Source organism: Pseudomonas cavernicola, assembly GCF_003596405.1.
GTDB classification, from domain to species: domain Bacteria; phylum Pseudomonadota; class Gammaproteobacteria; order Pseudomonadales; family Pseudomonadaceae; genus Aquipseudomonas; species Aquipseudomonas cavernicola.
Map to the genome: position 1 here is coordinate 1,389,909 of NZ_QYUR01000002.1, position 21,118 is coordinate 1,411,026.

Sequence of the window (21,118 nt, forward strand, 5' to 3'; positions counted from 1 at the left end):
CCGCTATGAGACTCAAGCATGCAGTATCGCGACCTACGCGACTTTATCCGTGGCCTGGAACAGCGCGGCGAGCTGAAGCGTATCAGCACTCCAGTTTCGCCCGTCCTGGAAATGACCGAAATCTGCGACCGCACCCTGCGGCGTGCTGGCCCGGCACTGCTGTTCGAGAACCCGACCGGCTTCGACATGCCGGTACTTGGCAACCTGTTTGGCACGCCCGGGCGCGTGGCCCTTGGTATGGGGGCCGAGGCGGTCAGCGAACTGCGTGAGATCGGTAAGCTACTGGCCTTTCTGAAAGAGCCAGAGCCGCCCAAGGGTTTGAAGGATGCCTGGTCGAAGCTGCCGATCTTCAAGAAGATCATCGCCATGGCGCCCAAGGTGCTCAAGGACGCGCCCTGTCAGGAAGTGATCGAAGAGGGTGAGGATGTCGACCTCGGCAAGCTGCCGGTGCAGACCTGCTGGCCCGGTGACGTCGGCCCGCTGATTACCTGGGGCCTGACCATTACCAAGGGGCCGAACAAGGAGCGGCAGAACCTCGGCATCTATCGTCAGCAGGTGATCGGCCGCAATAAGGTGATCATGCGCTGGTTGAGCCATCGCGGCGGCGCGCTGGATTTCAAGGAGTGGTGCGACAAGCATCCAGGGCAACCGTTTCCGGTCGCCGTGGCGCTGGGTGCCGACCCGGCGACCATTCTCGGTGCGGTCACCCCGGTGCCGGACAGCCTCTCCGAATACGCCTTCGCCGGCCTGCTGCGCGGTAATCGCACCGAGCTGATCAAGTGCCGTGGCAGTGAGTTGCAGGTGCCGGCCAGTGCCGAGATCGTCCTCGAGGGCGTGATCCACCCCGGCGAGATGGCCGATGAAGGGCCCTACGGCGACCACACCGGCTACTACAACGAGGTCGACCGCTTTCCGGTGTTCACCGTCGAGCGCATCACCCGTCGGCAAAAGCCGATCTACCACAGCACCTATACCGGGCGTCCGCCGGATGAACCGGCGATTCTCGGGGTGGCGCTAAACGAAGTGTTCGTGCCGATCCTGCAAAAGCAGTTCCCGGAGATCACCGACTTCTACCTGCCACCGGAAGGCTGTTCCTACCGCATGGCGGTGGTGACCATGAAGAAGCAGTACCCGGGCCACGCCAAGCGCGTCATGCTCGGCGTCTGGTCGTATCTGCGACAGTTCATGTACACCAAGTTCGTTATCGTCACCGACGACGATGTGAATGCGCGCGACTGGAACGACGTGATCTGGGCCATCACCACGCGCATGGATCCCTCGCGCGACACGGTATTGATCGACAACACGCCGATCGACTATCTGGACTTCGCCTCGCCAGTCTCCGGCCTCGGCTCGAAGATGGGCCTGGATGCCACCCACAAATGGCCTGGCGAAACCACCCGGGAATGGGGTCGGGTGATAGTTCAGGACGAGGCGGTCAAGTGCCGGGTCGATGAGCTGTGGAAGGATCTTGGAATAGATTGATGAAAGTCACCTTGCAACCCTCAGGTGCAGTGCTCGAGATGCTCCCCGGCGAGCGGATTCTCGATGCTGCGCGCCGGCTCGGCTACGACTGCCCGCAGAGCTGCCGCAATGGCAACTGTCATATCTGCGCGGCGCTGTTGGTCGAGGGTCGCGTGCGCCAGAACGGCGATGCACGTGATCACGGCGAGTTGTTCACCTGCCTGGCCGAGCCGCTGGAAGACTGTGTGCTGCATTGGGATGGAGTGCTGGCACCGGGCGAGTTACCGCTGCGCAAGCTCAGCTGTCAGGTCAGTGAGTGCGTGGAGGTGGGCGGAGATGTCTGGCGCGTGCGCTTGCGTGCGCCGGCCGGTAAGCCGCCGCGTTATCACGCTGGGCAGTACCTGCTGTTGCGGCGCGAGGATGGCGAGCAAGCGGCCTTCTCCCTGGCCTCGGCGCCTGCCCAGGGGCGCGACCTGGAGCTGCATATTCTCGGACGCGAGGCGAGCGCCTTGACCCTGCTCGAACAGCTGCGCCGCAAACCCATGGTTCAGGTGCAACTGCCATTCGGCGATGCGCACCTGGCGCAGTTGCCGGACGGGCCGCTGATCTTGATCGCCGCCGGTACCGGCATGGCACAGATGCACAGCTTGATCGAGCATTGCCGCGCGGCGGGTTTCAAGCATCCGGTGCATCTGTACTGGGGTGCGCGGCGGCCCGAGGATTTCTACCAGCTGCCGCACTGGGCCGACTGGCAACGGCAGCCCAATCTATACCTGCATAAAGTCGTCAGTGATGTCTGCAGTTGGGAGGGGCGTTGCGGTCTCTTGCATGAGGCCGTGCGGGAAGACTTCAGCGATCTCTCGCCGCTGTACGTCTATGCCAGCGGCTCGCCGACGATGGTTTATGCGACCCTTGACGCACTGGTCGAGGCCGGGATGGGTGCTCACCAGATGCGCGCCGATGTGTTCGCCTATGCGCCGCGAGTTTAGAAGGAGCTATCCGTGGAAGATACTGCGTTGTTTCGCGTTTTTAGAACCCTTGCGGGTATTGCCTGCGTGATCGTGGTGGGCGAGAGTTTTCGTACAGGCAGCACAATTTCGTTTGGCCGCTCTAGCATCGGCTGGGTCAGCAAAGATGTCGCACCTGTCGGATTTTGGGTTGCGAATGTAACTTTGCTGGCTTTTGCTGTACTGGGCTTTACAGGCGGCACAGTACGCAAGAAATAGATGCAATCCTTTGGGCTAAGCACCGCGAAGCCCAACGCTGTGCCGCGGCTTTGATCGTTCCCACGCTCTGCGTGGGAACGCAGCCAATGACGCTCCGGCGTCACGCTTTTCTGCCCTACGAACTGCGAACTCCCCCAGCGAGGTAGCCTGGACGACCCATGGTGGAAAACCGCTTTGCGGATTTTCCACTCTACGCAACCGAATTTAGCCGTCACCCCCCGCGTGCTTAACGCACCTGCACCACGACTTTACCCACCGCCTTGCGTTGGCCCAGCGCGTTGATCGCCTCGGCGGCTTGTTCCAGCGGGAAGGTCTGCGATACCAACGGCTTGACCTTGCCTTCAGCATGCCATTGGAACAACTGCTGGAAGTTGGCGGCATTGTCCACTGGTTGGCGCTGAGCGAAGGCGCCCCAGAACACGCCGACCACCGCTGCACCTTTGAGTAGCGCCAGGTTGACTGGCAATTCTGGGATGCGCCCGCTGGCGAAACCGACCACCAGCAGCCGGCCGTTCCAGGCGATGGAGCGAATGGCCTGGTCGAACAGGTCGCCGCCGACCGGGTCGTAGATCACGTCCGCGCCCTGGCCACCGGTCAGTTCTTTGACCTTGTCTTTCAGGCTGACTTCGCTGTAGTTGATCAGCTCATCGGCACCGGCGGCTTTGGCGACCGCCAGTTTCTCGGCACTGCTGGCGGCGGCGATGACTTTGGCGCCCATGGCCTTGCCGATTTCCACCGCGGCCAGGCCGACGCCGCCGGAGGCGCCGAGCACCAGCAGGGTTTCGCCCGCTTGCAGGTTGGCGCGTTGCTTGAGCGCGTGCATCGAGGTGCCGTAGGTCATGCCGAAGGCGGCAGCGCTGGCGAAGTCCATGCTGGCCGGGATCGGCATGACGTTGTAGCCGGGCACGGCGACCTGCTCGGCAAAGCTGCCCCAACCGGTCAGCGCCATCACTCGATCGCCTGGTTTGACGTGGCTGACTTTCTCACCGACCGCCGCGACGATACCTGCTGCTTCGCCGCCAGGGGAGAACGGGAATGGCGGCTTGAACTGATATTTGCCCTCGATGATCAGGGTGTCCGGGAAGTTGACCCCGGCGGCGTGCACGTCGAGGAGAATTTCATTTTTCTTCGCTTCTGGGCTGGCGATTTCTTCCAGCACCAGCGTTTCGGCAGGGCCGAAGGCTTTGCACAACACGGCTTTCATCGGGGACATTCCTCGCAGAGTTATGGCCAAGCAGTGTAGGTGCATGGGGCGGCCGGTCAACGAGCATGGCCTGGCTTGATAGGCGCGTATAAGCGTCGGACTTGGGCCAGCGCCACGCTATCGCTATGCTAGGGGGCTGTCGGACTTAGAACTGTCCTACTGCGAAAGCCTGGCTATTGGCCCGTTTTTCCATTCAGCCTCGTTAAAGAGAGTGACTATTCGCCTCGGCGGAATGAAAAAACGGTCTCAATCCCAGACTTTCTCGCTACGGACGCCTAAGCTCGACAGCCCCCCTAGGCAGCATACTTTGTTGAGGATGTGCCCCTGTGAAAGCCTGGATCCTATTGTTGTTGGCTCTATCCCTGCCGTTTTCAGCGTTGGCCAATGAAGAAGAGGAAGGCAAAGAGGGCGAGGCGCCTAAGGTGGCCTATGTCAACTTGGTGCCGGCGCTGGTGGGTAATTATGGTGCGGGCCCACGGCTGAAGGTGTTCAAGGCCGATATTGCGCTACGGGTATCCGGTAGTGAGGCGCAGGAGCGGGTCGAGCACCATGAGCCGCTGATTCGTAATCAGTTGGTGATGCTGTTCTCGCAACAAACCGACGAGAGCCTGGGTAATGTTGAGGCCAAGGAGAGGCTGCGCCAGGAAGCGTTGAAGCAAGTGCAGCAGGTACTGAGCCAGGAAGAGGGCAAGCCGCTGGTGGATGATCTGCTGTTCAACAACCTGATCGTTCAGTAGCCGGCCCTGGCTGTAGAGCCAGGCGAAACCGCGCTCATGGTGCGGTGAGGCGTTAGTTCGCGGGGTTCCAGATGCAGGTGCGGTTGCGCCCCTGGTGTTTGGCTTGATAGAGCGCCTGGTCGCTGTGTGCCACCAAACTGTCCGGCTGGTTGTTCTGGCTCGGGGTGGTGGTGGCCAGGCCGATGCTCAGACTCAGACGACCCAGTGGGCTGGCTGGATGAGCCAGGTTCAGCTCCTCGATCGCTTTATGGACGCGCTGCGCCACATGCTCGCCACCGTCCAAACCGGTGTTGACCAGGATAATGGCGAACTCCTCGCCGCCGTAGCGACAGGCCACATCGCCCTCACGCTGCAGGCAGCCTTGCAAGGCCGTAGCCACCCGCCGCAAGACGTCGTCGCCGGCCAGGTGGCCGAGTTGGTCGTTGTAACGCTTGAAGTGGTCGACATCCAGCATGAGCAAGGCCATGGACGCGCCGATCCGCTGCAGGCGCCGCCACTCGCCGTGTAATTGATGATCAAAAAAGCGCCGGTTATAGAGGCCGGTCAGTCCGTCCTGCTGCGACAGGTGTTGCAGTTGCGCTTCCAGTTGCAGGCGTTCGTTGTTGTCGCGGGAGACGCCGATCAGGTATTCGTGGCCATTCAACTGCACCAACTGAGCGCTGATTTCTGCCGCCTGAATGCTGCCGTCGCGTCGACGCATCTCTCGCTGAAAGATCTTCGTCGAGTTGTCCCGATGCGCCTGGCGTACCAGTTCCAGCCAGGCATGGAAGCCCAGCAGCAGTTGTTCGGGCTGTTCTTTTAGCTGTCGGCTGAACTCTTCGCTGCTGTAACCCAGGCTGCTGTAAGTGGCCTGGTTCATATGCAGGATGTTGCGGTTCTGCGGGTCGATGATGAACAGGCCGTCGCGGCTGGAGTCGGTCAGATCGACCACCAGTTGCAGGCGCTCGCGGCTGTCGCGCAGCACCTGTTCGATCTGCTCGCGATGGCCGACTTCCTCGTTCAAGCGCCGGTTGCCGGCTTGCAGAGCGCGCGCGCGACGGGAGTTTTCCAGGGCCAAGGCGAGGGCGGCCACCAGCAGCAGGCTGATCGTCAGGCTGGCGCCGAGCACCACTTGCGGCAGTGGGCTGACCAGTTGTTGCGTGAGCTTCTGCGTGGGGCTGAGCTGCAGGGTGAAATTGCGGTTGTTTAGCAGGTGGAGCGGCAACTCCTGCTGAAGGGGGGCGCTTAGGTCGGCTTGGTCGCGGCTGTAAAGCGGGTGGCCGAACTCCAGCAGACGGACATGGAAGTCGGCGCTGTCGACCGTGTCGAGCAGTTCGTCCATCAGTGCTTCGACGCGAAACACGCCTTGCAGGAAGCCATCGAAGACCGGCCTGTCCTGTTCGCCGCGAATATACAGCGGGGTGTAAAGGATGAAGCCGCGGCCGCCCTGTACCAGGCTGAAACTATTGGAGAAGCTCGCCAGGCCACGGGCTTTAGCCTGCATGGCCAGGTTGAAGTTGGGGTGTGCGGGTGTCAGTTGAAAATGCAGCGCTGCTTGATTGCCTTCGAGGGGCAGCAGCCAGCGCATCTTCAGGTCGGGGCCCAGCCACTGAATGGCTTGGTAGCCTCTGAAGTGCTGCAAGGAGATGCGCGCCTCCAACTCCCACTCCTCGCGGGAGAGGCGGCCGTGATGGTTCCAGAGCTGGGCCATGCGGTACAGGTCTTGAGCTTGGGCGTTGAGACTGCTTTCTAGCTGGCGGGTCAGCAGGCGTGCTTGAGACTCGACCCGTTCACGTACGTGCTCCCGCTCTGTGCTCTTCAACTGGTGCCAGAGCAACAGGCTGGCGCCGCACAGCAGCAGAGCCAGCAGGGCGAGCGCTAGCCGGGCCGGCCAAGCGGAGCGTGAGAATGGCAGCTGAGAGTCGTGCAAGGTTTCTGTTCCCATTGCCCTTGGCCCATCGCCCGTGCTGCTTAACGCAGGGTGCAGACTGCCGCCCACTCGCTGGTACTGACGGGCATCACCGAGAGGCGGCTGCCTTTCTGTACCAAGGGTAGTTCAGCCAGCGCTACCGCGGCCTTCAGTCGTGCCAGTGAGAGTACTTGCGGGAAGGCTTCGACGAATTCCACGTCGAGGGCGCTCCAGGGATTTTTCTCCGCACCGGCTTTGGCGTCGAAGTAAGGGCTTTGCGGGTCGAGCGCCGTCGGATCAGGGTAAGCCGTGGCGATAATCCGGCCGATGCCGGCGATACCCGGCTCAGGGCAACTCGAGTGATAAAAGAAGAACAAGTCGCCGACGGCCATGCTGCGCAGAAAGTTGCGCGCCTGATAGTTGCGCACGCCGTCCCAGCGTGCGCGGCCGAGGCGTTGCAGGTCGTGAATGGATAATTCTTCGGGTTCGGACTTCATTAACCAATGAGGCATGAACTTTGCTCGTAAGTTGCCGGTCAGTCTAGCGGGCTCACTATCGTACAGGCAGACGACAGCCGGTTGGCGCCATAAATTGCGCAAGCTTTCACCTTGCTGGAGAATGCCTCGGTTTTAAATGTGACGCCGCCGTACGGCCTAATAACAACAACTACAACCGCCGCCGGTCATCGTGCGAGGTTTGCCTTGAAGGGGGAGGCAGTCGATGAAACGTAAACCAGATCTATTGTGGGTATTGGTCATTCTGTTCGGCCTGGGCGTGGTAACTACGGGTTACACCCAGAGCTTGTGGGAGCGTCAAAGCGATGCTCCCGTCAACCTGTCGCAACAGCCTTAAGGCTGTTTGACGACACCAGTGGGCGCCGCAGGGATCGCGGTGCTAGCTCCTGACGGCGTACCAAGCCTGATCCGTGACCGTCGCGTGCAGCGGCACATCCCAGATGGCCAGCGTCAGTTGATCGACCTTCTGACATTCATGCGCGAGCCCCAGTAAGGTCGGTTTGTGCCAATTTTTGCGCATGCTCAGGTACGCCAGGCTGCGGTCATAAAAACCGCCACCCATGCCGAGGCGGCCACCGCCGCTATCGAAGCCCACCAGCGGCAACAAGACCAAGTCCAGGGCCCAGACTTTGCGCTGCTGCTTGCGGTTGGCATGCGGTTCCTGAATGCGGAAGCGGTTAGGCGTCATCCGCTCGTGTGGGTGGATACGCTGGAACACCATCTTGGTGCGCGGCCAGGCGCTCAATACCGGTAAGTAGGTGGCCTTGCCGCGGCGCTGGGCGGCGCGCAGCAACAGGCGTGGATCAATCTCACCATCCGTTGGCAAATACAGCGCGATATGCCGGGCGCGGCGAAAGCGTGGATCTTGGGCGAGTTGGCGATACAGGCGCTGGGCGGCCTGGCGCTGTTCGTTCGGGCTAAGCGCGCGGCGGGCTTTGCGCAGTAGGTGCCGAAGTTGTGGGCGGGAAAGAGCGGCTGAAGTCATCATCGAAGGGCGGCAACTGCAGTCGTTAGTGGCTGCTGCTGGGTACAGTCGACAACATCATTGCCAGCGCTGATGGCTGGCAATGACGGTAAAAATAAGACCCCCCGGAGTGCCGCTGTCGGCTTGGCCCTTGAACCCGAAAGTTCAAGGTGGAGGTTGCAGGGAGCGTTAAGGCTTTCCGTCAGGCGGACATGCACACCGGCTCCAACTTGCAACCCCCGGGTTTGTGCGTATCGGCTCAGGGACATCACCAACTGGCGCACACTCCAGGGAGCGGGGGCCAGTATACCCCAATCCGCCGCTCTGCAATCAGCTATGGCCGGCATCCGGATCGGTGGCCAAGGCATGATCGACGCGCTCCAGCAGGTCACGCACGTGCTCGCGGGTCGAGCTGGCGTCCTGATCCAGGCGCTGCTGCTTGTGCAGCAGATCGTGGGTGATGTTCAGTGCCGCCATCACGGCGACCCGGTCGGCACCGATGACTTTGCCGCCGCTGCGGATCTCGCGCATCTTGCCATCCAGATAGCGCGCGGCGCTTTCCAGGTTGGCGCGCTCATCCGTAGGGCAGGCGATGCAGTATTCTTTGTCGAGGATGTGAACGGTAACGGTATTCGAGGTCATTAATCCTGCTCCAGGGCTCTCAGGCGCGAAATCATTGATTCGACCTTATGCCGGGCCATTTCGTTCTTTTCGATCAGATGGGCGCGCTCCTCGCGCCAGGCCTTTTCATGCGCACGTAAGACTCGGTTGTCGGCTTTAAGCTGCTCGACGCGCTGGATTAGCAGTTCCAGCTTGGTGGTAAGCGCGTGCAGATCGGCGTCTTCCATGGGTTCTCACTAGGGCGTTGAATGACCAGAACTATATAGGATCAGTTCGGTGAAGGTGCAAACCTGTCGGCGGCCTTCGATGGTCTTGGCGCGCCTGCCGGTGCTAGGATACGAGGCCTTCATTCTAGTCATTGCGCCCTCTGGCGCCTAGTTGCCAATGCCCACTCAAAATTCCCCGTATAGCGCTTTCGCCGCCCTGCTCGCCAGCAGTGGCCAACCCGTCTCACCGGCTGAGCTGCATGGCCTGTTGCTGGGCCGTAGTTGTGCCGGTGCCGGCTTCGAGAACGATCCCTGGCTGGTAGATGCCGCCGAACTGCTCGGCGGCGCGCCGCAGGACAATGTGCGGCAGGCGCTGATCGGCCTGCAGGAGATGGTCAAAGGCGAGCTGACCGGTGACGACATGGCGGTTGTGTTGCTGCTGCCGTCGGATGATGCGCCGCTGGCTGAGCGCGCTGTGGCGCTTGGCCAATGGTGCCAGGGTTTCCTCGGCGGCTTCGGTTTGACCGCGCGCGATGCGGCGTTGAGCGGCGAAGCGGTCGAAGTGTTGCAGGATCTGGCGGCGATTGCCCAGGTGCAGAGCGCATTGGAAGAGTCCGAGGACGGCGAAAGCGACTATATGGAAGTCATGGAATATCTGCGTGTCGCGCCCTTGCTGCTGTTTACCGAGTGCGCAAAACCGCTTGCGCCAGCACCCAAACCGTCCCTGCACTGATTTTTCAGCCGTTATATAAGTAGGTCGAGTCTGCCCATGATCAGCATCCCCAAGTCGGAATACGCCCGTCGGCGCAAGGCGCTGATGGCGCAGATGGAACCCAACAGCATCGCCATTCTGCCGGCGGCGCCGGTGTATATCCGTAACCGCGACGTCGAGCACGTCTATCGTCAGGACAGTGACTTCCAGTACCTCAGCGGCTTCCCCGAGCCGGAAGCGGTGATCGCACTGATTCCGGGGCGTGAACATGGCGAGTACGTGCTGTTCTGCCGTGAGCGTGATCCCGAGCGCGAGCTCTGGGATGGCCTGCGCGCTGGCCAGGATGGTGCGATCAGTGCGTTCGGTGCCGACGACGCGTTCCCCATCGGCGATATCGACGACATCCTCCCGGGCTTGATCGAAGGCCGCGAGCGAGTCTATTACGCCATGGGCACCAATCAGGAGTTCGATCGGCACCTGATGGACTGGATCAACGTGATCCGCTCCAAGGCCCGTCAGGGCGCACAGCCGCCAAACGAATTCGTCGCCCTCGACCATCTGCTGCACGACATGCGCCTGTACAAGTCAGCCAATGAAGTAAAGGTGATGCGCGAAGCCGCACAGATTTCTTCCCGTGCGCATATCCGTGCGATGCAGGCTAGCCGCGCCGGTTTGAGCGAGTATCACCTGGAAGCCGAGTTGGACTACGAGTTTCGCAAGGGTGGGGCGAAGATGCCGGCCTATGGCTCGATTGTCGCCGCGGGGCGCAATGCCTGCATCCTGCATTACCGCGAGAACGATGCGCCGCTCAGAGACGGTGAGCTGGTGCTGATCGATGCCGGTTGCGAGATCGACTGCTATGCCAGCGATATCACCCGCACCTTTCCGGTCAGCGGCAGGTTTTCCGCTGAGCAGAAGGCGATCTACGAGCTGGTGCTGAAATCCCAGGAAGCGGCGTTCGCCGTGATTGCCCCCGGCAAGCACTGGAACGAAGCCCACGAAGCCACTGTGCAGGTGATCACCGCCGGGCTGGTCGAGCTGGGTCTGCTGGAAGGCGACGTCAGCGAGCTGATCGCCAGCGAAGCCTATAAAGCTTTCTATATGCACCGCGCCGGGCACTGGTTGGGCATGGACGTGCATGACGTCGGCGACTACAAGGTCGGCGGCGAGTGGCGTGTCCTGGAAGTGGGCATGGCGCTGACCGTCGAGCCCGGCATCTACATCGCCGTGGACAATCAGCACGTGGCGAAGAAGTGGCGCGGAATCGGCGTGCGGATCGAAGACGATGTGGTGGTGACCAAGACTGGCTGCGAGATTCTGACCAGCCACGCGCCGAAGACGGTTGCCGAGATCGAGGCCTTGATGGCTGCTGCACGAATCCAGGCGGCTTGAGCCGGTGAACCGGGCGAATCTGGCGATCATCGGCGGCGGTCTGGTCGGCGCGAGCCTGGCTTTGGCCTTGCAAGCGGGTGCCAAGGCGCGGGGCTGGACGATCGTGCTGATCGAGCCGTTCGCCCCGGGCGACGGCTACCAGCCCAGCTATGACGCGCGCTCGACCGCACTGTCCTTCGGCAGCCAGCAGATTTATCAACGCCTGGGCCTGTGGCAGCGCATCGCGCCACGTGCCGAGCCGATTTTGCACATCCATGTGTCTGATCGCGGTCGCTTTGGCGCGGCGCGGCTGAGCGCTGAGGAAGAAGGCGTGCCGGCGCTCGGTTATGTGGCCGAGAATGCCTGGCTTGGTCACTGCCTGTGGCAGGCGCTGGATCATGAGGTGGTCAGTTGGCGCTGCCCGGCGGAAGTCAGCGGCATGGAGACGCTGGGCGATGGCTACCAGCTGACCTTGAATGACGAGACGATCTTGGATTGCGACCTGGCGGTTCTGGCCGACGGTGGTCGATCCGGTCTGCGCGAGCAGCTCGGGATCAACGTGAAGCACACGCCTTACCAGCAGAGCGCGCTGATCGCCAACATCACACCGAGTGAGGCCCATGCTGGCCAAGCCTTCGAGCGGTTTACCGACGATGGGCCGCTGGCCTTGCTGCCGCTGGCGGACAACCGTTGCGCGCTGATCTGGACCCGTCCGGGCCAGGATGCCGAGCGTCTGGCCAAGCTGGATGAGCGCAGTTTCCTGGCCGAGTTGCAGCAGGCCTTTGGGTATCGCCTGGGGGCTTTGCGCCAGGTCGGTGCGCGGCATGTCTATCCGCTGGCGCTGATCGAGGCGCAAGAGCAGGTGCGGCCCAACTTGGTCGTGCTCGGTAATGCGGCACACAGCCTGCATCCGATTGCCGGGCAGGGTTACAACCTGTCGCTGCGCGATACCCAGGCCTTGGCCGAGGCGCTGCTGGCCAGTCCGGCGGCGCCTGGCGAGTTCGCCACGCTGCAGCGTTATTACGCGCGCCAGCGGCTGGATCAGCACCTCACTGTAGGCTTCTCCGATCGCGTTACCCGCTTGTTCACCAATGCCGAACCGTTGCTCGCCACCGGGCGCAACCTCGGCCTGCTCGGACTCGATCTAGTGCCGCCGGCCAAACGCTGGTTTGCCCGCCAGGCCATGGGCCTCGGTACCCGTGCGGACAGTTAAGGGCGCGTTGCACGTCGCGGCGCCGGCATAAAACTCTTTGGATGTGGCGCAAGCCGCAAGCGAGATAGGCTCAAAGCATGGACATGCGTGCGGATCTGATAATCGTCGGTGCTGGCATGGTTGGCAGCGCCCTGGCGCTGGCCTTGCAGGACAGTGGCCTGGACATTTTGCTGCTGGACGGCGGCCCGCTCAGCGTCAAACCCTTCGACCGCGCCGGCGCGTTTGAATCGCGTGTCAGTGCCTTGTCGGCGGCCAGCCAGCGCGTGCTGGAGCGCCTTGGGGTGTGGCCCGGGATCGCTGCTCGGCGCAGCAGCCCCTACGCAGAGATGCAGGTGTGGGATGGCTCGGGCACTGGGCACATCCATTTTTCCGCGGCCAGCGTGCATGCCGAGGTGCTCGGTCATATCGTCGAGAACCGGGTGATTCAGGACGCCCTGCTCGAGCGTCTGCATGACAGCGATCTCGGTTTGTTGCCGAATGCCCGCTTGGAACAGCTGCGCCGCTCTGGCGATGACTGGCTGTTGAGCCTGACCGATGGCCGCCAACTGCGCACGCCGCTGGTGATTGCGGCGGATGGCGGCAACTCTGCGGTACGCCGCCTGGCCGGCTGCGAAACCCGTGAATGGGATTATCTGCACCACGCCATCGTCGCCAGCGTGCGTTGCAGCAAGCCACATCAACGCACCGCCTGGCAGCGGTTTACCGACGATGGCCCGCTGGCCTTTCTGCCTCTGGCCGTCGCGGCGCAAGGGGAGCCGGGCGAGCAAGACTGGTGCTCGATTGTCTGGTCAACCACCCCAGTGGAGGCCGAGCGCTTGATGGCGCTAGACGACGCGGATTTTTGCCAGGCGCTGGGCAAGGCCTTCGAGTGGCGTCTGGGCGAGGTGCTGGAAGCCGATCCGCGGCTGTGTATCCCGCTGCGCCAACGGCATGCCAAGCGTTATATCGAGCCTGGGCTGGCGTTGATCGGCGATGCTGCGCACACCATTCATCCGCTGGCGGGGCAGGGGGTCAACCTCGGCTTCCTCGATGCCGCGGTGCTGGCCGAGGTGCTGCAACATGCGCTCGAGCGTGGTGAAGGCCTGGCCGATGAGCGAGTGCTCAGCCGCTATGAGCGGCGGCGGATGCCGCATAACCTGGCGATGATGGCGGCGATGGAGGGCTTCGAGCGACTGTTCCAGGCCGATCCGCTGCCGCTGCGCTGGTTGCGTAACACTGGCCTCAACTGGGTCGACGGTTTGCCCGAGGCCAAGGCGCTGTTCGTTCGCCAGGCGCTGGGCCTGTCCGGTGACCTGCCGGAGCTGGCGCGCGCGTAGGGTGGATGCAACCCGCCAGCGACTCCTTAGGCCGCCTCCGTGGTCGGCCCAGGATGGTGGGTTACGGCCGTTGGCCTAACCCGCCCTGCGAAGAGCGGTCGCCTATCCGGGAAACACTTCGATATAGAAATCACTACAAGGTGCAACTGAGGTTTACTATCATTCGCACCTTTAGGGCTATTACGAGACAACCGTGATGCAGCTACGCAACCCACTTTTCGCTGTGCTGGCGCTGAGCGTCGCCGCCACCTCGGTTCAGGCCGCCGACGAGGTGGTCGTCTACTCCTCGCGAATCGATGAGCTGATCAAACCGGTATTCGATGCCTATACCGCGAAAACTGGGGTGACGGTGAAGTTCATCACCGACAAGGAAGCGCCGTTGATGCAGCGGATCAAGGCCGAGGGCGAGAACGCCACAGCCGATCTACTGCTCACGGTGGACGCCGGCAACCTCTGGCAGGCCGAGCAGATGGGCATCCTGCAGCCGTTCAAATCGCCGGTCATCGACGCCAACATTCCGCCGCAATACCGCTCCTCCAGCGATAGCTGGACCGGCTTGTCGCTACGCGCGCGGACCATCGCCTACTCCACCGAACGGGTGCAGCCGCAAGAACTCTCCACCTATGAGGCGCTGGCCGATAAAGAGTGGGAAGGTCGGCTTTGCCTGCGCACGGCGAAGAAGGTCTACAACCAGTCGCTGACCGCCACCCTGATCGAAACCCATGGTGCGCAGAAGACCGAGGAAACCCTCAAGGGCTGGGTCAACAACCTCTCCACCGACGTGTTCTCCGATGACATCGCCGTGCTCCAGGCGATCAATGCCGGCCAGTGTGATGTCGGCATCGTCAACACCTACTATTACGGGCGCCTGCACAAGCAGGAGCCGAGTCTGGCGGTGAAGTTGTTCTGGCCAAACCAGCAGGATCGTGGCGTCCATGTGAATCTCTCGGGTATCGGCCTGACCCAGTACGCGCCGCATCCAGAGGCGGCCAAGGCGCTGATGGAGTGGATGACCGGGCCGCAGGCGCAGGCCTTGTTTGCCGGGCTCAACCAGGAATACCCGGCCAACCCGAGTGTGCCACCGTCGGCCGAAGTGGCCAGCTGGGGCACGTTCAAGGCGGACAGCATTCCAGTCGAGGTGGCCGGCAAGCGGCAGGCCGAAGCGATCAAGCTGATGGACCGCGCCGGCTGGAACTGACCGCTACGGCAGGTCCCCGCAATGGCTAGCCGCGGTTATACTCGGCGCCCCGATTGAAACCCGGGGCGTTGTGTTTTCTGCCTGATGAGGATTTTGTGGCCCATCCTGCCCAGCGTCGCTGGTATCCGATTGCCTTTGCGCTCGCCGCGCTGGTGCTGTTGCCGCTCAGCGTCATGGCGCTGTCCTGGCAGTCGCTGGATATGCAGATATGGTCGCATCTGTGGCAGACGCAGATGCCGCGCCTGCTCGGCAACACGCTGACGCTGGTGCTCGGCGTCGGCGTTGGGGTGACGCTGCTCGGCGTCAGCCTGGCCTGGCTGACCAGCCTCTGCGAATTCCCCGGGCGACGCTGGCTCGATTGGGCTCTGATGCTGCCCTTCGCCATCCCCGCCTACGTGTTGGCCTTTGTTTTTGTCGGTCTGCTGGATTTCGCCGGGCCGCTGCAAAGCCTGCTGCGCGAGTGGTTCGGCGCTGGCCTGCTGCTGCCGCGGGTGCGCTCCACTGGCGGGGTGATCATCGTCCTGGTGCTGGTGTTCTACCCCTACGTCTACTTGCTGGCGCGCACGGCTTTTCTTGCCCAAGGCAAGGGCCTGATGGAGGCCGCGCGGGTGCTCGGGCAGTCACCCTGGCAGGCGTTCTGGCGCGTGGCGCTGCCGGTGGCGCGGCCGGCGATTGGTGCCGGCTTGGCCTTGGCGATCATGGAAACCCTGGCCGACTTCGGGGCGGTCTCAGTGTTCAACTTCGATACCTTCACCACCGCCATTTATAAGACCTGGTATGGCTTCTACAGTCTGTCCAGCGCGACCCAACTGGCCAGTCTGCTGCTGTTGGCAGTGATGCTGGTGCTGTATGGCGAGCGCCGCGCGCGTGGCATCAGCCGGCCTTCCAGCGAGCGCCCACGGGGTAAGGCGCTGTATCACCTGCGGGGCTTGCGGGCGCTGGCCGCGAGCGCCTGGTGCGGCCTGGTGTTCGCCTGCGCCTTCGTCATCCCGCTGCTGCAATTGCTGGTGTGGTTTTGGCAGCGAGGCCGTTTCGATCTGGATGAGCGCTATGCCGGGTTGATCCTGCACACCGTGTATCTCGGTGCGCTGGCGGCGGCGATCACCGTCGCCGTCGCGCTGTTGCTGGCCTTCGCCCGGCGCTTGGCGCCGACCCGGGCGATCCACTCGGCGGTCGGTCTGGCCAACCTCGGTTATGCCTTGCCCGGCTCGGTGCTGGCGGTGTCGATCATGCTGGCGTTCAGCTATCTCGATCGTGAGTTGGTGATACCGCTGTCGAGCTGGCTAGGCGGTGCCGGTAAGCCGTTGCTGCTGGGCAGCCTGGCGGCGTTGCTGCTGGCTTACCTGATCCGCTTTATCGCCGTGGCCTACGGCCCGCTGGAAAGCAGCCTGGCGCGGATTCGGCCGTCGCTACCGGAGGCATCGCGCAGCCTCGGCGTCGGTGGTCCCGGGTTGTTCTTCAAGGTCTACCTGCCTCTGCTGGTGCCTGGTACCTTGAGCGCCGCCTTGCTGGTATTCGTCGATGTATTGAAGGAAATGCCGGCGACCCTGCTGATGCGTCCCTTCGGCTGGGACACCCTGGCGGTGCGGGTTTTCGAGATGACCAGCGAAGGTGAGTGGGCACGTGCCGCGCTGCCGGCGCTGACCCTGGTACTGGTTGGGCTGCTGCCGGTAATCGGCTTGATTCGCCGCTCGGCCCGGCGCCACGGGCACTGACTGAGCGGCCGTCGGCCGAGGTGTCCAGCCGGCAGTCTTGCGGCTACAATGCGCGCCATTCGATGTGGCCCGTCATTCAGACCGGGCACGTGATACGTAGTCGCCAGTGTCTTGTCAGTGCAAGCGCAGCCGCGTTTCAGTGCCTGTCCGCATCTTCGCCAAGCCCGGAAGGAGAAACCCATGGGACAGCGCACGCCCCTCTATGATCAGCACCTTGCCCTGGGTGCCAAGATGGTCGATTTCGGCGGTTGGGATATGCCGCTGCACTACGGCTCGCAAGTCGAGGAGCACCATCAGGTGCGCCGCGATTGCGGGGTCTTCGATGTGTCGCACATGACCGTGGTCGATGTGACTGGCGCCCAGGCCAAGGCCTATCTCCAGCACCTGCTGGCCAATGACATCGAGCGCTTGCAGGTTTTGGGCAAGGCCCTCTACAGCGGCATGCTGAATGAGCAGGGCGGGGTGATCGACGACCTGATCGTCTACCTCACCAGCGAGGGCTACCGCGTGGTGGTCAACGCCGCCACCCGCGACAAAGACCTGGCCTGGATGCAGGCGCAGACCGCCGGTTTCGCCGTCGAACTGCATGAGCGCGCCGAGTTGGCGATGCTCGCCATTCAGGGCCCGCAGGCCCGGGCGAGAACCGCCGAACTGGTCTCTGTGGCTCGCGCTGAGTTGATTGGCGAACTCAAACCGTTCGAGGGTTTCCCGGAAGGTGACTGGTTCATCGCGCGGACCGGCTACACCGGCGAAGACGGTCTGGAAATCATGCTGCCGGCCGAGCAGGCACCAGGCTTTTTCAGTGAATTGGTCGGCGCCGGCATCGCCCCGATTGGTCTGGGCGCGCGCGATACTCTGCGTCTGGAAGCCGGGATGAACCTCTACGGCCAGGACATGACCGAAGACGTCTCGCCGCTGGCCGCCAACATGGCCTGGACCATCGCCTGGGAGCCGACCGCGCGTGGCTTCGTCGGCCGTAAGGTGCTGGAGGCGCAACACACCGCCGGCAATCAGCCGAAACTGGTCGGCCTGGTGCTGGAAGAGCGTGGCGTATTGCGGGCGCACCAAGTGGTGCGGGTCGAAGGCGTCGGCGAAGGTGAAATCACCAGCGGCAGCTTCTCCCCAACGCTCGGTAAGTCGATTGCCCTGGCCCGCGTGCCGGCGGCGACTGGCGAGCGCGCCGAGGTGGAAATTCGTGGCAAATGGTACCCCGTGCGTGTGGTTCGGCCGAATTTCGTGCGCCACGGCAAGGCCTTGATCTAAGCAGTGCCCGCTCCTGGCGGGCACTGCTGCATGTTCCTCGGCCATGTGCTTCTAGTGCGGCCTGAGCGAGCGCAGTAATTTTCGGGCCGGTTCTAACAACCTGCTAAATTTTCTAGGCGGGCCACCCGCCTCCCAGTCTTTGAGGACACCGACATGAGCAATATCCCCAGCGAACTGCGTTACGCCGCCAGCCACGAATGGGCTCGCCTGGAAGCCGATGGCAGCGTGACGGTGGGCATTTCCGACCACGCTCAGGAAGCCTTGGGTGATGTGGTGTTCGTTGAATTGCCGGAGCTGGGCAAGCAATTGGCGGCAGGCCAGGAAGCCGGCGTGGTGGAGTCGGTAAAAGCCGCCTCGGACATCTACTCGCCGATCAGCGGTGAAGTCATCGCCATCAACGAGGCACTGACCGACTCGCCTGAGAACGTCAACAGCGACCCCTATGGCAGCTGGTTCTACAAGTTGCAGCCGGCCAACGCCGCGGAGCTGGACAAGCTGCTCGATGCGGCTGCGTATCAAGCCGCCTGCGACGCCGACGCTTAATAACTAGCTATTCTGACAAAAGCCTCGATTCACACGGCCTGCGAATCGAGGCTTTGCCTTTTTCTGAGAGCCATACCATGTCCCCAAAGCCCAGCCTTGCTCAGCTCCAGCAGTCCGACGCTTTTCTGCGTCGCCACCTCGGCCCAGACGCCAATGAACAGCAGGCCATGCTCGAGGCGCTCGGCCTCACCAGCCGCGCCGAACTGATCGAGCAGACGGTGCCGCCGGCGATTCGTCTGAATCGCCCGTTGGAACTGCCGGCGGCGCTGGACGAAGAGGCTGCGCTGGCCAAATTGCGTGGTTACGCCGAGCAGAACCAGGTCTGGACCAGTTTGATCGGCATGGGCTACCACGGCACGCTGACGCCGACGGTGATTCTGCGTAACGTGCTGGAAAATCCGGGCTGGTACACCGCCTACACGCCGTATCAACCGGAGATCGCTCAGGGGCGCCTGGAAGCGCTGCTGAACTTCCAACAGTTGACCATCGACCTGACGGGGCTGGATCTGGCTAGCGCCTCCTTGCTGGATGAGGCGACCGCCGCTGCCGAGGCCATGGCGTTGGCCAAGCGCGTGGCGAAGAGCAAAAGCAACCTGTTCTTCGTCGACGAAAACTGCCATCCGCAGACTATTTCCGTGGTGCAGACCCGTGCCGAGGCCTTTGGCTTCGATGTGGTGGTGGCGGCCGTCGAGAGCCTTGGCGAGCACCAAGTGTTTGGCGGCCTGTTGCAGTATCCGGACACTCACGGCGAGATCCGTGACCTGCTCCCGCTGATCGAGCAGCTACACGCCCAGCAGGCCCTGGCCTGTGTCTCCGCCGACCTGCTTAGCCTATTGCTGCTGACCCCGCCCGGTGAACTGGGTGCCGACGTGGTGTTCGGCTCGGCGCAGCGTTTCGGTGTGCCGATGGGCTACGGCGGCCCGCACGCGGCCTACTTCGCTACCCGTGACGAGTTCAAACGGGCGATTCCCGGACGCATCATTGGCGTATCGAAAGACGCTCGCGGCAACATCGCGCTGCGCATGGCCCTGCAAACCCGCGAGCAGCATATCCGCCGCGAGAAGGCCAACTCGAACATCTGCACCGCCCAGGTCTTGCTGGCCAACATCGCCAGCTTCTATGCGGTCTACCACGGGCCGCAGGGTCTGAAAAACATCGCCCTGCGCGTCCATCGGCTGACCTCGATCCTGGCTGCCGGCCTGGAACAGAAAGGCATACAGCGAGTCAACGGGCAGTTCTTCGACACCCTGACCCTGGACGTCGGCGGCAGCCAGACGGCAATCATCGAAAGCGCCAAGGCCGCGCAGATCAACCTGCGCATCCTCGGTCGTGGCCATCTCGGCCTGAGCCTGGACGAGACCTGCAACGCGGAGACCGTTGCGCGGTTGTTCGACGTGTTCCTCGGTGCCGGCCACGGTCTCGACGTTGCCGAGTTGGACGCCACTGGGGTGCCATCCGGCATTCCTCAGTCGCTCCTGCGCAGCTCCAGCTACCTGAACCACCCGGTGTTCAACACCCATCACAGCGAAACCGAGATGCTGCGCTACCTCAAGCAGCTGGAGAACAAAGACCTGGCGCTGAACCAGTCGATGATCCCGCTCGGCTCCTGCACCATGAAGCTGAATGCCACCAGCGAGATGGTCCCGATCACCTGGCCGCAATTCGCCAACCTGCATCCCTTCGTGCCGCTGGAGCAGGCGACCGGTTACAAGCTGATGATCGACGAACTGGATGCCTGGCTGCGCGCCATCACCGGTTTCGACGCCATCTGCATGCAGCCCAACTCCGGCGCCCAGGGCGAATATGCCGGCCTGCTGGCGATCCGCAAATACCACGAGAGCCGCAACGAAGGGCATCGCAATATCTGCCTGATCCCGGCTTCGGCGCACGGCACCAACCCGGCCTCGGCGCAGATGGCGAGCATGCGCGTGGTGATCGTCGAGTGCGACAAGGACGGTAACGTCGACCTGGAAGACCTCAAGCGCAAGGCCGCCGAAGCCGGCGAGCAGCTAGGCTGCCTGATGGCGACTTACCCGTCGACTCACGGCGTGTACGAGGAAGGCATCCGTGAAATCTGCGAGGTGATCCACGCCCACGGCGGCCAGGTTTACATGGACGGCGCCAACCTCAACGCTCAGGTCGGGCTGGCGCGTCCGGCGGACATCGGCGCCGACGTGTCGCACATGAACCTGCACAAAACCTTCTGCATTCCGCACGGCGGTGGCGGCCCAGGCATGGGCCCGATTGGCGTGCGTGCGCACCTGGCGCCGTTTGTCGCCAACCACCCGGTTATCCAACTGGAAGGCCCGAACCCACAGAACGGTGCAGTCAGCGCGGCGCCTTGGGGCAGTGCGAGCATTCTGCCGATCAGTTGGATGTACATCGCCATGATGGGCCCGCAACTGGCCGATGCCACCGAAGTGGCGATCCTCGGTGCCAACTACCTGGCGAGCCAGCTGGGCGGCGCTTTCCCAATCCTCTTCAGTGGTCGCAATGGTCGGGTAGCGCATGAGTGCATCTTGGATCTGCGGCCACTCAAAGCGCTAACCGGGATCAGCGAGGAAGACGTGGCCAAGCGTCTGATGGACTACGGCTTCCATGCGCCGACCATGTCTTTCCCGGTGCCGGGCACGCTGATGATCGAGCCGACCGAGAGCGAGTCGAAGCACGAGTTGGATCGCTTTATCGAAGCGATGTTGAGCATCCGCGCGGAGATCAGCAAAGTGCAGAGCGGCGATTGGCCGGCCGAGGACAACCCGCTCAAACGTGCACCGCATACCCTGGCGGATGTCATCGGCATCTGGGAGCGGCCGTACAGCATCGAGCAGGCGGTTACTCCGTCCGCCCACACCCGTGCGCACAAGTACTGGCCGACGGTGAACCGCGTGGACAACGTCTATGGCGACCGCAACCTGTTCTGTGCCTGTGTGCCGGTGGACGAATACCGCGAGTAAGCGTTACC

20 protein-coding genes and 1 other RNA gene are annotated in these 21,118 nt (G+C 62.8%); 14 read left to right on the top strand and 7 right to left on the bottom strand.

Going from position 1 to position 21,118, the window contains the following annotated elements; genetic code table 11:
* Window positions 1-18 precede the first annotated feature (18 nt).
* From ubiD to D3879_RS26270, 3 genes are read left to right on the top strand one after another with little or no spacing between them, the layout of a single operon-like run.
* Window positions 19-1,485, top strand: a complete 1,467-nt coding sequence (gene ubiD, locus D3879_RS06840) for a 4-hydroxy-3-polyprenylbenzoate decarboxylase (protein ID WP_119953309.1) — start codon at window positions 19-21, stop codon at window positions 1,483-1,485.
* Window positions 1,485-2,453: a CDP-6-deoxy-delta-3,4-glucoseen reductase gene (locus D3879_RS06845; RefSeq protein WP_119953310.1), complete on the top strand. Its 969-nt coding sequence runs from the start codon at window positions 1,485-1,487 to the stop codon at window positions 2,451-2,453. The genes ubiD and D3879_RS06845 overlap by 1 nt, the downstream gene beginning before the upstream one ends.
* A 12-nt stretch (window positions 2,454-2,465) precedes the next feature.
* Window positions 2,466-2,690, top strand: a complete 225-nt coding sequence (locus D3879_RS26270) for a hypothetical protein (protein WP_147411113.1) — start codon at window positions 2,466-2,468, stop codon at window positions 2,688-2,690.
* A gap of 226 nt (window positions 2,691-2,916) precedes the next feature.
* Here D3879_RS26270 and D3879_RS06850 read toward each other — a convergent pair whose 3' ends face one another.
* The gene (locus D3879_RS06850) at window positions 2,917-3,894 is read right to left on the bottom strand and encodes an NADPH:quinone oxidoreductase family protein (RefSeq protein ID WP_119953311.1); all 978 of its coding nucleotides are present in this window, start codon (window positions 3,892-3,894) and stop codon (window positions 2,917-2,919) included.
* Between the two features lie 326 nt (window positions 3,895-4,220).
* Here D3879_RS06850 and D3879_RS06855 point away from each other — a divergent pair, with 326 nt between their 5' ends.
* Window positions 4,221-4,631 (top strand): flagellar basal body-associated protein FliL, encoded by a 411-nt coding sequence (locus tag D3879_RS06855; RefSeq protein ID WP_119953312.1) that lies wholly within the window; start codon window positions 4,221-4,223, stop codon window positions 4,629-4,631.
* A gap of 52 nt (window positions 4,632-4,683) precedes the next feature.
* Here D3879_RS06855 and D3879_RS06860 read toward each other — a convergent pair whose 3' ends face one another.
* Together D3879_RS06860 and D3879_RS06865 are read right to left on the bottom strand one after the other, a co-directional pair.
* A complete protein-coding gene (locus tag D3879_RS06860; RefSeq protein WP_119954910.1) occupies window positions 4,684-6,525 on the bottom strand; it encodes a sensor domain-containing diguanylate cyclase in 1,842 nt (613 codons plus the stop codon).
* Window positions 6,526-6,581: 56 nt separating this feature from the next.
* Window positions 6,582-7,031 carry an EVE domain-containing protein gene (locus D3879_RS06865; RefSeq protein ID WP_119953313.1) on the bottom strand — a complete coding sequence of 150 codons (450 nt, stop codon included), beginning with the start codon at window positions 7,029-7,031 and terminating at the stop codon, window positions 6,582-6,584.
* Window positions 7,032-7,239: 208 nt separating this feature from the next.
* Here D3879_RS06865 and D3879_RS27435 point away from each other — a divergent pair, with 208 nt between their 5' ends.
* Window positions 7,240-7,371, top strand: coding sequence for a hypothetical protein (locus D3879_RS27435; RefSeq protein WP_256657860.1), 132 nt, complete (start codon window positions 7,240-7,242; stop codon window positions 7,369-7,371).
* A gap of 42 nt (window positions 7,372-7,413) precedes the next feature.
* Here the strand turns inward: D3879_RS27435 and D3879_RS06870 are convergent, their stop codons facing one another.
* The 4 genes from D3879_RS06870 to D3879_RS06885 all read right to left on the bottom strand — a co-directional run bounded on the left by D3879_RS06870 (window position 7,414) and on the right by D3879_RS06885 (window position 8,846).
* Window positions 7,414-8,022: a 5-formyltetrahydrofolate cyclo-ligase gene (locus D3879_RS06870; RefSeq protein WP_119953314.1), complete on the bottom strand. Its 609-nt coding sequence runs from the start codon at window positions 8,020-8,022 to the stop codon at window positions 7,414-7,416.
* A 94-nt stretch (window positions 8,023-8,116) separates the two neighbouring features.
* A non-coding RNA gene (gene ssrS, locus D3879_RS06875) (6S RNA) lies at window positions 8,117-8,295 on the bottom strand.
* Between the two features lie 33 nt (window positions 8,296-8,328).
* Window positions 8,329-8,640: a cell division protein ZapA gene (locus tag D3879_RS06880; protein ID WP_119953315.1), complete on the bottom strand. Its 312-nt coding sequence runs from the start codon at window positions 8,638-8,640 to the stop codon at window positions 8,329-8,331.
* Window positions 8,640-8,846 (bottom strand): TIGR02449 family protein, encoded by a 207-nt coding sequence (locus tag D3879_RS06885; RefSeq protein ID WP_119953316.1) that lies wholly within the window; start codon window positions 8,844-8,846, stop codon window positions 8,640-8,642. Before D3879_RS06885 ends, D3879_RS06880 begins: the two co-directional genes overlap by 1 nt.
* Window positions 8,847-9,003: 157 nt before the next feature.
* Between D3879_RS06885 and D3879_RS06890 the strand changes: the two genes are divergently transcribed.
* From D3879_RS06890 to gcvP, 9 genes are all read left to right on the top strand, one after another.
* Window positions 9,004-9,558, top strand: coding sequence for a YecA/YgfB family protein (locus D3879_RS06890; protein ID WP_119953317.1), 555 nt, complete (start codon window positions 9,004-9,006; stop codon window positions 9,556-9,558).
* Between the two features lie 36 nt (window positions 9,559-9,594).
* Complete coding sequence (gene pepP / locus D3879_RS06895) at window positions 9,595-10,929, top strand: Xaa-Pro aminopeptidase (protein WP_119953318.1); 1,335 nt, start codon at window positions 9,595-9,597, stop codon at window positions 10,927-10,929.
* 4 nt (window positions 10,930-10,933) lie between these two features.
* Window positions 10,934-12,121, top strand: coding sequence for a 2-octaprenyl-6-methoxyphenyl hydroxylase (ubiH, locus tag D3879_RS06900; RefSeq protein ID WP_119953319.1), 1,188 nt, complete (start codon window positions 10,934-10,936; stop codon window positions 12,119-12,121).
* 83 nt (window positions 12,122-12,204) lie between these two features.
* Window positions 12,205-13,437: a 2-octaprenyl-3-methyl-6-methoxy-1,4-benzoquinol hydroxylase gene (locus D3879_RS06905; RefSeq protein WP_177412419.1), complete on the top strand. Its 1,233-nt coding sequence runs from the start codon at window positions 12,205-12,207 to the stop codon at window positions 13,435-13,437.
* A 196-nt stretch (window positions 13,438-13,633) separates the two neighbouring features.
* On the top strand, window positions 13,634-14,635 hold the full coding sequence (locus D3879_RS06910) for an extracellular solute-binding protein (RefSeq protein ID WP_119953321.1): 1,002 nt from the start codon (window positions 13,634-13,636) through the stop codon (window positions 14,633-14,635).
* Between the two features lie 95 nt (window positions 14,636-14,730).
* Window positions 14,731-16,350: an ABC transporter permease gene (locus tag D3879_RS06915; protein WP_119953322.1), complete on the top strand. Its 1,620-nt coding sequence runs from the start codon at window positions 14,731-14,733 to the stop codon at window positions 16,348-16,350.
* A 180-nt stretch (window positions 16,351-16,530) separates the two neighbouring features.
* On the top strand, window positions 16,531-17,613 hold the full coding sequence (gene gcvT, locus D3879_RS06920; protein WP_119953323.1) for a glycine cleavage system aminomethyltransferase GcvT: 1,083 nt from the start codon (window positions 16,531-16,533) through the stop codon (window positions 17,611-17,613).
* 153 nt (window positions 17,614-17,766) lie between these two features.
* The gene (gcvH, locus tag D3879_RS06925) at window positions 17,767-18,156 is read left to right on the top strand and encodes a glycine cleavage system protein GcvH (RefSeq protein WP_119953324.1); all 390 of its coding nucleotides are present in this window, start codon (window positions 17,767-17,769) and stop codon (window positions 18,154-18,156) included.
* 77 nt (window positions 18,157-18,233) lie between these two features.
* Window positions 18,234-21,110: an aminomethyl-transferring glycine dehydrogenase gene (gene gcvP / locus D3879_RS06930; RefSeq protein ID WP_119953325.1), complete on the top strand. Its 2,877-nt coding sequence runs from the start codon at window positions 18,234-18,236 to the stop codon at window positions 21,108-21,110.
* Window positions 21,111-21,118: the final 8 nt, after the last annotated feature.